This is a genomic window from Micromonospora sp. SD19 (assembly GCF_054462275.1).
In genome coordinates, this window is the sequence record NZ_JBTLMN010000002.1 from 579,928 (window position 1) to 592,582 (window position 12,655).

Genomic DNA, 12,655 nt, shown 5'->3' on the forward strand with positions numbered 1-12,655 from the left:
CGGCCGATCAGCAGAGCAGGTCCAGGTGGTGGTGGGCGTCCTCGGCGATCTCCTCGTGGCGCAGCCAGCGGCGCGCCCACAACCGGGCTGCCAGCTCCGCCTGCTCGTCCCCCCACGCGGCGTGCTCGACGAGCAACGCGGTGGTCAGCGCGTACGCCAGGCGCAACGCCAGACCACGGGCGCCCGCGAGCACCGCCGACGCACCCGGGTCGACGGTCACCGCGCTGATGGTTTCCGTCAGCTGCGCGGCGGCGGTGGCCAGCGTGTCGGCCAGCACCGGCGACAACGGCCGCGCCAGGTCGACGGCGGCGGCGAGCCGGCTCAGCAGCGGCACCCCGGCGTCCTCCCGGGTCAGCGCGCGCAGCACGTCCAGGGCCAGCACGTTGGTGGTGCCCTCCCAGATCGGCAGCACCTGGGCGTCGCGCAGCAGCCGGGGCACCCCGGTGTCCTCCACGTAACCGGCCCCGCCGAAGCTCTCCACGTACTCGCTGGCGGAGCTGACGGCGAGCCGGCCGGTGGCCAGCTTCGCCAGCGGCGCCACGATGCGCAGCTCCGCCGCGGCCTCCGGGTCGGCGCCGACCTCCACCCGCCCCAGCAGGGCGAAGGCGTGCCCGGCCAGGGCGAACGCGCCCGCGGCGTCGACCGCGAGGGTGCCCAGCGTGGCCCGGTGCAGCGGCGAGGACACCAGCGGGCCGCCGGCGACGTGCCGCACCTCGGCGTACGCGCGGGCGTAGTCGAGGCCACGTCGCATCCCGCCGGCCGCCGCCGCCGCGTTGTGCACCCGGGTCACCACGACCAGGGTCATCGCCCGGACCAGACCGGGCACCGCCGGGTCACCCAGCGGGAGGGCGTACGCGTCGCGCAGACCGATCTCGGCGGTGGGCAGCGCCCGGGTGCCGAGCTTGTCCTTGAGCCGGTGCACCGTGACGCCCGGTGCGGGTGCGCCCGGTGCCGCGCCGTCGGCCAACGGGGAGTCGACCGCGTACCGGGGAACGAGGAACGGGGCGAGCACCCGGCTGCCCCGCCCGGCGCCCTCCGGTCGGGCCAGCGCCACCGCCATCGCCGCGTCGGCCGCGGAGCAGAACCACTTCTCCCCGGTCAGCCGCCACGAACCGTCCGCCGCCGGTCGACCGAGCGTGCTGGAGCGGCCCAGGTCGGAGCCGCCCTGCGACTCGGTCATCCACTGCCCGCTGGTGATCGCCGTGGCCGGGTCCGTCGAGATCAGCCGGGGCAGCCACGCGGCACGGACCGTGGCGTCGACGTCGGGCATGCTGAGCAGCGCCGCCGCCCCGTCGGCCATCGCCACCGGGCACGAGAACGTCGCCGACTCCGGCCCGTACAGGTGCAGCAGGGCGTGTTGCACGACCCGCGCGGCGGCACCCCAGGTGCCCCGGGCGTCCGGCAGGTACGGCAGCGCGACCACGGCGTGGCGGGCGGCGGCGGCGCGCTGCTCCTGCCAGCCGGCGGAGGTGTCGATGCGGTCGACGCGGGCGCCCCACGGGTCGTAGCGGACCAGCGTCGGCGGGTGCGCCTCGGCGTCGGCGTGCGCCGCGCGCAGCGGCCCGGTGACGTCGGCGGCCAGGTCCGCGAGGCGGCCCTTCGCGGCGGCGTGCCCGCCCGGGCCGAGGTGACGCTCCAGCCAGGAGCGCAGCAGGCCATCGCCGGCGTACGGGTCGACGGGGGGTGGTACCGGCTGCACGAAGCGGCTCATCGATCGGCTCCTGGCACTGCTCGGGGGTGTGCGCCGACGGTAGACGATGCGGGGCCGCCGCGAACAGGGTGAGCCCCGGACCCGATTTTTCGGCTTGTCGTACCCCGGTGCGACCGTGTTCTCTACGGTCGGTAGTCGTGGGTGCCGGCCAACAGTGGAGTCGACCGGCCCGGCGTCACCGCCCGATGCGCACCGGGTTGGCGTTCGCCGGGTTCGGCGTGGCGTTGTGCTGTGTGGGGGTGGCCGGGCTGGGCGCCTGGAACCTGCAGACCGTCCGGCAGGCCGCCGGCCCGATCCGGGAGACCGCCGACGGCTTCCTCAACGAGGTGACCCTGGGCGACAGCGACCGGGCGTACGAGCGGCTCTGCGCGGACGCCCGCAGCCGGTGGAGCGCGATCGGTTTCACCAGCTGGGTGCGGACTCCACCGATGGTCACCGACTACGAGATCACCGACGTGTCCGTCGCCACCCGCAGCGGGCGACCGCAGGGCACGGTGACCGTGAAGGTGACCCGCGACGGTGGGCTCAGCGAGGAACGTCGCCTGCCGGTGGTCCGCGAGGACGGCGGCTGGCGGGTGTGCGGTGACCCGTTCTGAGCCCCCGGTCGCCACCCCGGTACGCCCGCAACTGCTGCGACCACGTGAGGGGGTGCAGCCGACCACCTCCACGGAACTCTTCTTCGACCTCGTCTTCATCTTCACCATCACCCAGCTGTCGCACTACCTGCTCGCGCACCTGGACTGGCGGGGCGCCGCCCGTACCGGCCTGTTGCTGGCGCTGGTGTGGTTCGTCTGGGTCTACACCACCTGGCTGACCAACTGGTTGCAACCGGACCAGGGGCCGGTGCGGACGATGCTGATCGGAATGGCGCTGGGCAGCCTGCTGTTGTCGGCGGCGATCCCGGACGCGTTCGGCTCGACCGGTCCACTCTTCGCGCTGGTCTACGTGATCATGCAGGTGGGCCGCACACTGTTCGCGTTGTGGGCGGTGCAGGGCAGTCCGTGGCTGGTGGCCGGATTTCAGCAGTCGCTGCCGTGGATCACCGGGACGTCGGTGCTCGTGGTCCTCGGCGGCCTGGTCGGCGGGGCCGCCCGGGACGCGGTGTGGGCGGCGGTGATCGTGATCGAGGTGGTCGGCCTCTCGCTCGGCTACCCGCTGCCGAAGCGGGGACGCAGCCGACCCGAGCGGTGGATGGTGGAGGGTGGGCACCTGGCCGAACGGTGCGCGGCGTTCGTCCTGATCGCGCTGGGGGAGTCGATCCTGGTCACCGGCAGCACCCTCACGTCACACGTGAACCTGGTGACGTCCGGGGCGTTCCTGTTGGCGTTCGGCGGTTCGGTGGCGCTGTGGTGGGTGTACTTCGCCCGCTCGGCGCCGGCCGCCACGGAGGTCATCGCCCACGCCGGAGAGCGCACCGGCGCGTTGAGCCGGGTCGCGTTCAACTTTCTGCACCCGGTGATCGTCGCCGGTGTCGTCGTGGCGTCGGCGGCCGACGAGCGGTTGCTGCGGGAACCCGGCGCCCCGGCTGCCACGGTCGACGTGCTGCTCACCCTCGGCGGACCGGCCCTGTTCCTGGCCGGGCACGCCGCCTACAAGGCGCTGCTGTGGCGGGCCCTGCCGATCAGCCGGGTCACGGCGGTGGTGGTGCTGTTGGCGTTGATGCCGGTGGGTGTGGCGCTGGGTGCGCCGGTCGCGGGGTGCGCCGCGGCGGCGTTGGTGGTGACGGTGGCGGTGATCCTGACCGACCGGCGCCGTTCCCTGGCGCTCGCGCGGTGACCGCGTTCTGAGCCGGCCGGTGGTTCAGTCTCGGGGACCGAGGTCGCCGCTGCGGTAGTGGCGGCGGCAGAGCACCTGGTAGCGCACCTCGGCGGTGTCGACGGTGTCGCCGATGACGACCTGGGCGCCCTCGCGGACGACCTGCCCGTCGACGACCCGGGCGTTGAGCAGCCCTTCGCGGCCGCACCAGCAGAGCACCTCGACCTGGATGCGGGCCACCTCGTCGGCCAGCTCGAACAGGCGTTGCGCGGCGGGGAACAGGCAGGACCGGAAGTCGGTGGCCAGGCCGAACGCGAAGACGTCGACGTCGTAGCTGTCCACCAGTTCGGCCATCTGCTCGACGTGCTCGACGGTGTAGAAGCACGCCTCGTCGCAGATCAGGTAGTCGACGCGTACCCCGTCGGCCCACCGGCCGCGCACCAGGGCCCGCAGGTCCAGGTCGTCGGTGACCTCGATGGCCTCGTGGGCCAGGCCGATACGGGTGGTGACCTGCGGTCCCAGCGACCGGTCGATGCGGGTGGTGACCAGCCCGCGCCGGCCCTGCCGGGCGTGGTTGTAGTTCATCTGCAACGCCATCGTGGACTTGCCGCAGTCCATCGGCCCCCAGAAGAACTTCAACGCCGCCGCGTGCACCGGACGCCCGTCGAGCCCACGCGCGGCCGCACACCCGGCCGGGGCGTGCGGCTGCCCGGGGAACGGGTGGGCCAGGCAGGTCGGGACGGTGGCGGCGTCGTCAGTCACGGTCGGGCAGCCTAGCCGATCGACCGCCCCTGATCTGCCTGGTCCGGGACGCGTGCTCAGAGCACCCGGGGTGGGGTGTTGCCCACGGCCACGATGGCACGGCGGATCGGCACGGCGGCCAGGAGCAGGAAACCGACCACGAAGAAGATCAGCAGTGAGACCAGGCCCACCCGGTACGAGGCGGTGAGCTGGAACACCAGCCCGAAGGCGAGCGGGCCGAGCCAACTGGTGCCCTTGTCGCTGATCTCGTAGAAGCCGTAGTACTCGCCTTCCTTACCGGCCGGGATGAGCTGGCTGAACAGCGACCGGCTCAGCGCCTGGCTGCCGCCGAGCACCAGGCCGATGGCCGCGCCGAGGATCATGAACGGCACCGGCGCCTCGGCCGGCAGCCGGAACGCGCCGATGATCACACCGATCCAGAGGATCAGGCTGAGCAGCACCGTCTTCCAGGCGCCGATGCGCCGGGCCAACGCGCCGAGGCTCAACGCGCCGCCGAAGGCGAGGAACTGCACCAGCAGGATCGTGATGATCAGGGTGCTCTGCTCCAGGCGCAACTCCTCGGTGCCGTACTGGCTGGCCAGGGTGATGACGGTCTGGATGCCGTCGTTGTAGACCAGAAACGCCAGCAGGAAGAACAGCGTCAACGGGTACGCCTTGATCTCCCGCAGGGTGCGGCCCAGCTGCCGGAACCCGTCGGTGAGCACGTTGCCCTGCCGGGCCAGCGCCGCCGCCGCGCCGGGGCGTTCCCGCAGCCAGCGCAGCGGCACGAGGGTGAACACCGCCCACCACACCCCGGCGGAGACGATCGACCAGCGGGCCAGGTCCAGGGTGCGCTGCGGGTTGTCGTCCTCGCTGAAAAGGGTGACCGCCACCAGGTTGAACGCCAGCAGCAGACCACCGCCCAGGTAACCCAGCGCCCAACCCCGGCTGGAGATGCCGTCGCGTTCGTCCGGGCCGCCGAGCTGCGGCAGGAACGAGTTGTAGACCACCAGGGCCGCGCCGAAGGAGATGTTCGCGACCAGGAAGAGCGCCCCGCCAAGCAGGTAACGGTCGCCGGTCACGAAGATCATCGCGACGGTGGCGCCGGCGCCGGTGAACGCGGCGCCGCCGAGCAGCCGCTTCTTGTGCGCCGACCGGTCGGCGATCGCCCCGATCACCGGCAGCACGAACACGGTGAGAAAGACCGACAGCGAGATCAGGTACGGGTAGTAGGACCCGGCCGCCACCCGGATGCCCAGCGGGTACACGTACCCGTCGCAGGTGTCCGCGCCCAACTCGCAACCGGCGGCCAGCTCGGCGACGGTGGTGATGAACGGTCCCAGGAACACCGTGATGACGGTGGTCTGGAACGCGGAGTTGGCCCAGTCGTAGATGTACCAGCCGCGCCGCTCCCGGCGAGTACTCGCCGGGGGCGGAGTGTCGTCCACCGTGGGGGTCACGGTCTCGGCCATCGGTGGTCCTTCGACGCTCAGGCGGCCCAGTGGCCGCGGCTGCGGTAGACGTCGCGCAGCACGCCGACGTGATCGGTCATGATGCCATCCACGCCACGATCCAGTAACTCGTGCATCTGGGCTGGTTCGTCGATCGTCCAGACGTGCACCTGCAGGCCGATGCGGTGGCAGTAGTCGAGGAACCGGCGGTCCACCACCGGCACCCGCCCGTAGCGCGGCGGCACCTGCGCGGCGACCACCGACGGCGGCAGCCGCAACGGCCGCCCGTGCAGGGAGGCCAGCCGCAGCCGGGCGACGCCGCGCATGCCCAGGCTGGTGGCGACCCGCCCCTGGGTGAGCGCCCGCAGCCGGGTCAACCGGGCGTCGCTGAACGAGGCGAGCAGCACCCGGTCCCCGGCGCCGGCCCGGGACACCGTCGCCACCGTCGGCTCGACGCCGCCGTCGGCCTTCACGTCGATGTTGAAGCGGACCTGCGGCCAGGCGGCCAACACCTCGTCGAGCCGGGGTACGACGGCGGCGCCGCCGACGCGTACCGAGGCGAGATCCGCCCAGCTCATCTCGGCGATGCGCCCCGGCTCACCGGTGACCCGCCGCAGCGTCGGATCGTGGAAGATCACCGCCACGCCGTCGGCGGTGGCGTGCACGTCGGTCTCCACGTACCGGTAACCCAGCCCGATGGCCCGGGCGAACGCCTCGGTGGTGTTCTCGTCGCCCTCGGCGGCGCCGCCACGGTGGGCGAACGCCAGCGGCGCGGGTGCGTCGAGGTAGCCGAATCGGGTCAACACGCGACGCAGTATGCCCGCCGCCGGTGGCGCGTGGGTGGCCTGCCGGCGAAGATCACGCCCGTGATCCCGGTGCGCTGACGGGCTCGTCGCGCACCTGGCGTTGGTCGACCGGGTTCCGCGGTTCCGGGCCGGGTCGGGGGCCTTGACCGCAGTGTCGGCAGGCACCGCGCCGACGCAGGTGGTAGGCGATCTTGTAGTTCCTGCTGCCGAAACACGTTGAATGCCCCTTATGCGGGGACAGTAAGTGCAAGATCGCGGCAGGAGGCCGAGCAAGATCGCGGCAGCAGGCCGACCGGGTCAGCGGCGGCGGTGGGCGCGACTGGGGTCGACGGGGCGGCCCGGGTCCACGTGGCGGGGCAGGTCCGGCTCGTCGGGGCGCAGCGGGGCGAGGGTGTCGGTGAGCGCGTCGATGATCCGGTCGGTGGCCCGGCGGGCCGCGCCGGGGTTGGTTGCCGTTGTCTCGCCCAGGTCGACGGGGGTGCCGAAGTGCACCCTGATCACCGGTCGACGGCGCAGGGAGCGGGCGATGCCCCGCAGCATCCCCCGGGGCGCCTGGTAGGGCAGCACCTCGTGCGAGCCCCATTGGGCGACCGGGATGACGGGGGCGCCGCAGGCCAGGGCGAGTCGGGCGGCGCCGGTCTTGCCGCGTTCGGGCCACAGGCCCGGGTCCAGGCCGATGCGCCCTTCGGGGTAGATGAGGATCACCGAGCCGCGGGCCACGGCCGTGGCGGCGTCGTCGAGGGCCCGGTGCACGGCGCTGGTGCCCCGGTCGACCCGGATATGCCCGGCGTGGCGCATGGCGGCGCCGAAGAGCGGGACGCGGAACAGTCCGGCGGTCGCCATGATCCGCGGGGCGATGCCGCGGGTCTGGCAGGCGGCGGCCATGACCAACGGGTCGAACGGGCTGATGTGGTTGGCGGCCAGCACCAGCGGGCCGCGACGCAGGTGCGCCGGGACGTCGCCGGTGACCTCGAGGCGGGCGAGCAGGCCGACCAGGCCCCGGGCCAGCAGCAGGGCGGCGCGCCAGGTCAGCGGCGGCTGCCAGGTGGAGGTGTTCATCAGCGCGACATCGTCGCACGTGGTGGCCGGGCCGCGAGGGCGGGTCGGCGGGTTGCCCGGGTGATCAGGGTCATTGGTCCCGGGCCGTTTCGGGCCGCCTGGCCCTGCTCTTTTCTCTACGACGAGCAGTAGTATTTACTACGTCTCGTAGTACGGATGGCTGGGGGTTTTCAGGTGGACGCGTTGGACGTTGCCCGCTGGCAGTTCGGTGTCACCACCGTCTACCACTTTCTCTTCGTGCCACTGACCATCGGCCTGTCCGTGCTGGTGGCCATCCTGCAGACGATGTGGCACCGCACCGGCAACGAGCGCTACCTCAAGCTCACCAAGTTCTACGGCAAGCTGTTCCTGATCAACTTTGCCATGGGCGTGGTCACCGGCATCGTGCAGGAGTTCCAGTTCGGCATGAACTGGAGCGACTACTCCCGCTTCGTCGGCGACATCTTCGGCGCACCGCTGGCCATCGAGGCGCTCGTCGCGTTCTTCCTCGAATCCACCTTCATCGGCCTGTGGATCTTCGGGTGGGACCGGCTGCCCAAGCGGGCCCACCTGGCCAGCATCTGGGCCGCCGCGATCGGCACCAACCTGTCGGCGTACTTCATCCTCGCGGCGAACTCGTTCATGCAGAACCCGGTCGGCTACCGGATCAACCCCGACAGCGGGCGCGCCGAGCTGACCGACTTCGTGGCCGTGCTGACCAACAAGGTCGCCCTGATCACCTTCCCGCACACCCTGGCCGGCTCGTTCCTGGTCGCCGGGTCGCTGGTCGTCGCGGTCGGCCTTTACCACGTGATCCGCAACCGCGACTCGGCCGACACCGGCGCGTACCGCTTCGCCACCAAGTTCGGCTCCTGGGTGGTCCTGGTCGCCTCCGCCGCCGTGCTGTTCACCGGCGACATCCAGGGCAAGATCATGACGGATGTGCAGCCGATGAAGATGGCCGCCGCCGAGGGCCTCTACACCACCGAGAGCCCCGCCTCGTTCTCCGTGCTCACCATCGGCAGCCTCGACGGCAGCCGTGAGGTGTTCGCCCTCAAGATCCCGTACCTGCTGTCGTACCTGGGCACCGGCGACCCCAACGGCACCGTGCACGGCATCAACGACCTGCAGGCCCAGTACGCCACGCAGTACGGCGCGGGCAGCTACACCCCGATCATCCCGGTCACCTACTGGAGCTTCCGCTTCATGATCGCCTTCGGGATGGCGGCCGGCGCGATCGCCCTGCTGGTCCTCTGGAGCCAGCGCAAGGGCCGCACCCCGAGCAGCAAGTGGCTGCTGCGCGCCGGGCTGGCCATGCCGGTGCTGCCGTTGCTGGCCAACTCCTTCGGCTGGATCTTCACCGAGATGGGCCGCCAGCCGTGGATCGTCTTCGGCGAGATGCTCACCCGCAACGGCGTCTCCCGCAGCGTCTCGCTGACCGAGGTGCTCACCTCGTTCACCGCGTTCACGCTGATCTACGCCACCCTCGCGGTGATCGAGGTCAAGCTGCTGCTGCGCTACGCCAAGGCGGGTGTGCCCGACGTCAGCGAAGAGCACCCCATCGACGACACCCACGACGACGCCGAGCGCCCGCTCGCCTTCGCCTACTGATCACCGGAGCCCGCCGTGGACCTCACCACCATCTGGTTTCTCCTCATCGCCGTCCTCTTCACCGGGTACTTCATCCTGGAGGGCTTCGACTTCGGCGTCGGCATGCTGCTGCCCGTGCTCGGCCGCGACGACCGGGAACGCCGCGTCCTGATCAACACCATCGGCCCGGTCTGGGACGGCAACGAGGTCTGGCTGATCACCGCCGGTGGCGCCATGTTCGCCGCGTTCCCCGAGTGGTACGCCACCCTCTTCTCCGGCTTCTACCTGCCGCTGCTGCTGATCCTGCTGGCCCTGATCGCCCGGGGCGTCGCCTTCGAGTACCGGCACAAGCGCCCCGAGGCGTCCTGGAAGCGCCGCTGGGACACCGCGATCGTCGTCGGGTCACTGTTGCCGGCGATCCTGTGGGGCGTCGCCTTCGCCAACATCCTGCGCGGTGTGCCACTGGACGCCGACCACGAGTACGTCGGCGGCCTGCTGGACCTGCTCAACCCGTACGCCCTGCTGGGCGGCGCGACCACCCTCGCGTTGTTCCTCACCCACGGCGCGGTGTTCCTCGCCCTGAAGACCACCGGCGACATCCGCGAGCGCGCCGGCGCGCTCGCCGTGCGCCTGGGCGTCGGCGCCGCCGTGCTCGCGGTCGGCTTCCTCACCTGGACGTTGACCATCCGCTCCAGCGCGGCCGCCGTCGTGCTCGCCGTCGGCGCGGCCCTCGCCCTGCTCGGTGGTTTGGCCGCCGCCAAGGTACGCCGTGAGGGTTGGGCGTTCACCGGCACCGCCGTGGCGATCGGCCTGGCCGTGGCGACCCTGTTCGCGGCGTTGTTCCCGAACGTGCTGCCCTCCACCCTGGACGCGGCCGGCACGCTGACGGCCACCAACGCCGCGTCCACCCCGTACACCCTGAAGATCATGACCTGGGTGGCGGTGATCTTCACCCCGGTCGTGCTGGCCTACCAGGGCTGGACGTACTGGGTGTTCCGCAAGCGCATCGGCGTGGCCAACATCCCGCAGCACTGACTGGTCCGGCGGGCCCGCGCACGGGCCCGCGCCGATCTTGCACTTTCGGTGGACGATATGCGGGACATGGCCCCTTTGCCGGGACAGGAAGTGCAAGATCGCGGGCCGGGGTGATCATGGCGGCGGTAAATCAGCGGTGGCTGCGGAGCCGTCCGGTTAGGTTGTCCCGATGCCCGCGACTGTGCACGTACGTGAACTCACCACCGATGACCTCGACGCCGCCTGGGAGTTGGGTCGGTTCGCGTTCGGCTCCGACCCGCAGCGCCCCGCCAGCACGAGCGTCGACGTGCCCGGCCTGACCCGCTACGGCGCGTTCGACGACGCCGGTCGGCTCGTCGGTAAGGCCGTCGACCTGCACCACGACCAGTGGTGGTCGGGCCGGGCGGTGCCGGCGGCCGACGTGGCCGGGGTGGCGGTCGCGCCCGAGGCCCGGGGCCGGGGTGTGGCCCGAGCGCTGCTCACCACTCTGCTGCGCGGCGCCCGCGAGCGGGGAGCTGCGGTCAGCGCCCTGTACCCGACCGTGGCCGCCCCGTACCGGGCCTGCGGGTGGGAGGCAGCCGGGGTGCTGCGCACGCTCAACCTGGCCACCGCCGCGCTGCCCCGGCACCGGCCCGCCGCGCACCTGAGCGTGCGGGCCGGTACACCCGCCGACCTGGCCGCCGTCGCCGACCTCTACGAGCAGGTCGCCCGACACCGCAACGGCATGCTCACGCGCCGGGGGACGCTGTACGACTTCTTCGCCGCCGACGGGGGCCTGCCCGGCGACGGGCTGACCCTCGTCGAGGCCGACGGCGAGCTGGTCGGTTACGCCACCTGGCAGCGGGGCCGGGGCTACGGGGCCGACTCGGTGCTCACCGTCGACGAGGCGCTGGCCACCACCGCCGAGGCGGCCCGGGAACTCGTCGGGGTCCTCGGCAGTTGGGCCAGCGTCGCGCCGACGGTGCGGCTGTGCCCGCTCGACGGGGACGCGGTCAGCGTTCAGCTGCCGCTGGAGTCGGCCCGCGAGCACGAGCGGGATCTGTGGATGCACCGACCGGTGGAGGTGGCCCGCGCGGTGGGCGCGCGGGGGTGGCCCGTTCACGCCCGGGGCGTTGTCGACTTCCACCTCATCGACCCGCTCGCCGAGTGGAACACCGGCACCTGGCGATTGGCTGTCGCCGACGGCGCCGCCGAGCTGACCCGCGTCGACACCGAGGCGGACCTGCGCTTGGACGTGCGCGGTTTCGCGCTGTTGTACGCCGGGGCGGCGCACGCCCGGTCGGTGGCGCAGGCCGGGCTGCTGCACAGCGCCGGTGACGCCGACCCGGCCGCCCTGGACCTGCTGGGGGCGGGCGGCCCGGCGCAGCTACTCGACTACTTCTGACCGACCGGGCCCGGCAGGCGGGTCGCTGGCCGGCGTCACGCTGACGCGCGGGTCGCTGGCCGGCGTTTCACGCTGACGCGCCGGCCCCCGCGCGGGGGCCGGTCACCGGAACCGGCACGCCCCCTGGTCGCTGCGCTACCCACTGGTCGACGGTGGTGGACTCGTTCCCGGTCAGGTCGGGATCGCTGCCAGTTCGGCGTTCGCGCGCTGGGTGACCACTGTGAGCACCTGGGCGGCGGCGCTGGCGTCGGCGGGTGCGATGTCCGCGTACAGGCGGGCGCTGATGCCCGCGACGGCGTCGGCGATGCGGGCCTGCACGGCGCGACCGGCGTCGGTGAGCCGTAGCCGGGTCGCGTCGTCCGGGTCGCTCTGGGCGAGGTCCGCGTCGACGAGGGTGGTGAGCACCCGCCGCACCTCCCGCTCGTCGACCTTGAGGGTGCTGGTGATCCGTTGGGTGAGCTGGGCCTGCTCGACCGGGCCGTTGGCGAGGACGTTGAGGACGAGCAGCTGGTGGAACTCGACGCCGAGGGGAGCGACGGTCCGTTCGAGCAGCGCGCGGGTGGCGTAGTGGGCCTGGCCGATGACCTGGCCGTTGAGGGTGGGGACGGTGGACATGACGCCTCCTTCAATACGTTGGCCACGCCAACGTTGGTGCAGCCAACGTAACACTCGATCGTGGGTCGCGCCAACGATTCCTGGTAGGCTGCGCCCCATGGATCACGCGGCCCCGCAGTCACCCGCCGGGCTCAGCACCACCCCGAGCTGGCTGCTCAACCAGACCGCCAGCCACGCCGCCCGGCTGCTCAGCGAGGGCTTCGCCGCGCACGACCTGCGCGGCTACCACTACCGGCTGCTCGCCACCCTGACCGAGGACGGGCCCGCGAGCCAGGCCGACCTCGGCCGGCGCTGCGGCATCGACCGCAGCGACGTGGTGGCCACCATCAACGACCTGGCCGGCCGAGGGCTCGTGGTGCGCGCCCCCGACCCGGCCGATCGCCGCCGCAACGTCATCAGCGTCACCGACGCCGGCGCCGACGAGGCGCGCCGGATGGGCGCGACAGTCGAGCGCGTGCAGGCCGACCTGCTCGCCCCACTGTCCACCCACGAGCGCGAACAGCTGACCCGACTGCTCACCCGGCTGCTGCGGCACCACAGCCGGCACTGA

General features: G+C 72.3%; 12 protein-coding genes. 6 read left to right on the forward strand and 6 right to left on the reverse strand.

The window, feature by feature from the left end:
* Positions 1-7: 7 nt before the first annotated feature.
* Positions 8-1,711 carry an acyl-CoA dehydrogenase family protein gene (locus tag ACX27O_RS09830; protein WP_030327663.1) on the reverse strand — a complete coding sequence of 568 codons (1,704 nt, stop codon included), beginning with the start codon at positions 1,709-1,711 and terminating at the stop codon, positions 8-10.
* 137 nt (positions 1,712-1,848) lie between these two features.
* Here ACX27O_RS09830 and ACX27O_RS09835 point away from each other — a divergent pair, with 137 nt between their 5' ends.
* Positions 1,849-2,307 carry an Rv0361 family membrane protein gene (locus tag ACX27O_RS09835; protein ID WP_030327664.1) on the forward strand — a complete coding sequence of 153 codons (459 nt, stop codon included), beginning with the start codon at positions 1,849-1,851 and terminating at the stop codon, positions 2,305-2,307.
* Positions 2,294-3,487: a low temperature requirement protein A gene (locus ACX27O_RS09840; RefSeq protein ID WP_210862156.1), complete on the forward strand. Its 1,194-nt coding sequence runs from the start codon at positions 2,294-2,296 to the stop codon at positions 3,485-3,487. Before ACX27O_RS09835 ends, ACX27O_RS09840 begins: the two co-directional genes overlap by 14 nt.
* A 24-nt stretch (positions 3,488-3,511) precedes the next feature.
* Here the strand turns inward: ACX27O_RS09840 and ACX27O_RS09845 are convergent, their stop codons facing one another.
* From ACX27O_RS09845 to ACX27O_RS09860, 4 genes are all read right to left on the reverse strand, one after another.
* Complete coding sequence (locus tag ACX27O_RS09845; RefSeq protein WP_036410478.1) at positions 3,512-4,228, reverse strand: thymidine kinase; 717 nt, start codon at positions 4,226-4,228, stop codon at positions 3,512-3,514.
* Positions 4,229-4,284: 56 nt separating this feature from the next.
* Positions 4,285-5,679, reverse strand: coding sequence for an MFS transporter (locus tag ACX27O_RS09850; RefSeq protein WP_210865827.1), 1,395 nt, complete (start codon positions 5,677-5,679; stop codon positions 4,285-4,287).
* Between the two features lie 17 nt (positions 5,680-5,696).
* Positions 5,697-6,464 (reverse strand): glycerophosphodiester phosphodiesterase, encoded by a 768-nt coding sequence (locus ACX27O_RS09855; RefSeq protein WP_030327667.1) that lies wholly within the window; start codon positions 6,462-6,464, stop codon positions 5,697-5,699.
* A gap of 297 nt (positions 6,465-6,761) precedes the next feature.
* Complete coding sequence (locus ACX27O_RS09860) at positions 6,762-7,523, reverse strand: lysophospholipid acyltransferase family protein (protein WP_210858950.1); 762 nt, start codon at positions 7,521-7,523, stop codon at positions 6,762-6,764.
* 174 nt (positions 7,524-7,697) lie between these two features.
* Between ACX27O_RS09860 and ACX27O_RS09865 the strand changes: the two genes are divergently transcribed.
* From ACX27O_RS09865 to ACX27O_RS09875, 3 genes are all read left to right on the forward strand, one after another.
* Complete coding sequence (locus tag ACX27O_RS09865; protein WP_030327669.1) at positions 7,698-9,113, forward strand: cytochrome ubiquinol oxidase subunit I; 1,416 nt, start codon at positions 7,698-7,700, stop codon at positions 9,111-9,113.
* A gap of 15 nt (positions 9,114-9,128) precedes the next feature.
* Positions 9,129-10,127: a cytochrome d ubiquinol oxidase subunit II gene (cydB, locus tag ACX27O_RS09870; protein ID WP_030327670.1), complete on the forward strand. Its 999-nt coding sequence runs from the start codon at positions 9,129-9,131 to the stop codon at positions 10,125-10,127.
* A gap of 169 nt (positions 10,128-10,296) precedes the next feature.
* Positions 10,297-11,490 (forward strand): GNAT family N-acetyltransferase, encoded by a 1,194-nt coding sequence (locus ACX27O_RS09875; protein WP_458939316.1) that lies wholly within the window; start codon positions 10,297-10,299, stop codon positions 11,488-11,490.
* Positions 11,491-11,661: 171 nt separating this feature from the next.
* Here the strand turns inward: ACX27O_RS09875 and ACX27O_RS09880 are convergent, their stop codons facing one another.
* A complete protein-coding gene (locus ACX27O_RS09880; protein ID WP_400446090.1) occupies positions 11,662-12,105 on the reverse strand; it encodes a hypothetical protein in 444 nt (147 codons plus the stop codon).
* 97 nt (positions 12,106-12,202) lie between these two features.
* Here ACX27O_RS09880 and ACX27O_RS09885 point away from each other — a divergent pair, with 97 nt between their 5' ends.
* Positions 12,203-12,655: a MarR family winged helix-turn-helix transcriptional regulator gene (locus ACX27O_RS09885; RefSeq protein WP_210865831.1), complete on the forward strand. Its 453-nt coding sequence runs from the start codon at positions 12,203-12,205 to the stop codon at positions 12,653-12,655.

Excerpts from the sequence above, each read along its gene's own strand:
- ACX27O_RS09830 (WP_030327663.1), bottom strand. The coding sequence starts at position 1,711 with ATGAGCCGCTTCGTGCAGCCGGTACCACCCCCCGTCGACCCGTACGCC.
- ACX27O_RS09850 (WP_210865827.1), bottom strand. The coding sequence starts at position 5,679 with ATGGCCGAGACCGTGACCCCCACGGTGGACGACACTCCGCCCCCGGCG.
- ACX27O_RS09860 (WP_210858950.1), bottom strand. The coding sequence starts at position 7,523 with ATGAACACCTCCACCTGGCAGCCGCCGCTGACCTGGCGCGCCGCCCTG.
- ACX27O_RS09875 (WP_458939316.1), top strand. The coding sequence starts at position 10,297 with ATGCCCGCGACTGTGCACGTACGTGAACTCACCACCGATGACCTCGAC.
- ACX27O_RS09880 (WP_400446090.1), bottom strand. The coding sequence starts at position 12,105 with ATGTCCACCGTCCCCACCCTCAACGGCCAGGTCATCGGCCAGGCCCAC.
- ACX27O_RS09885 (WP_210865831.1), top strand. The coding sequence starts at position 12,203 with ATGGATCACGCGGCCCCGCAGTCACCCGCCGGGCTCAGCACCACCCCG.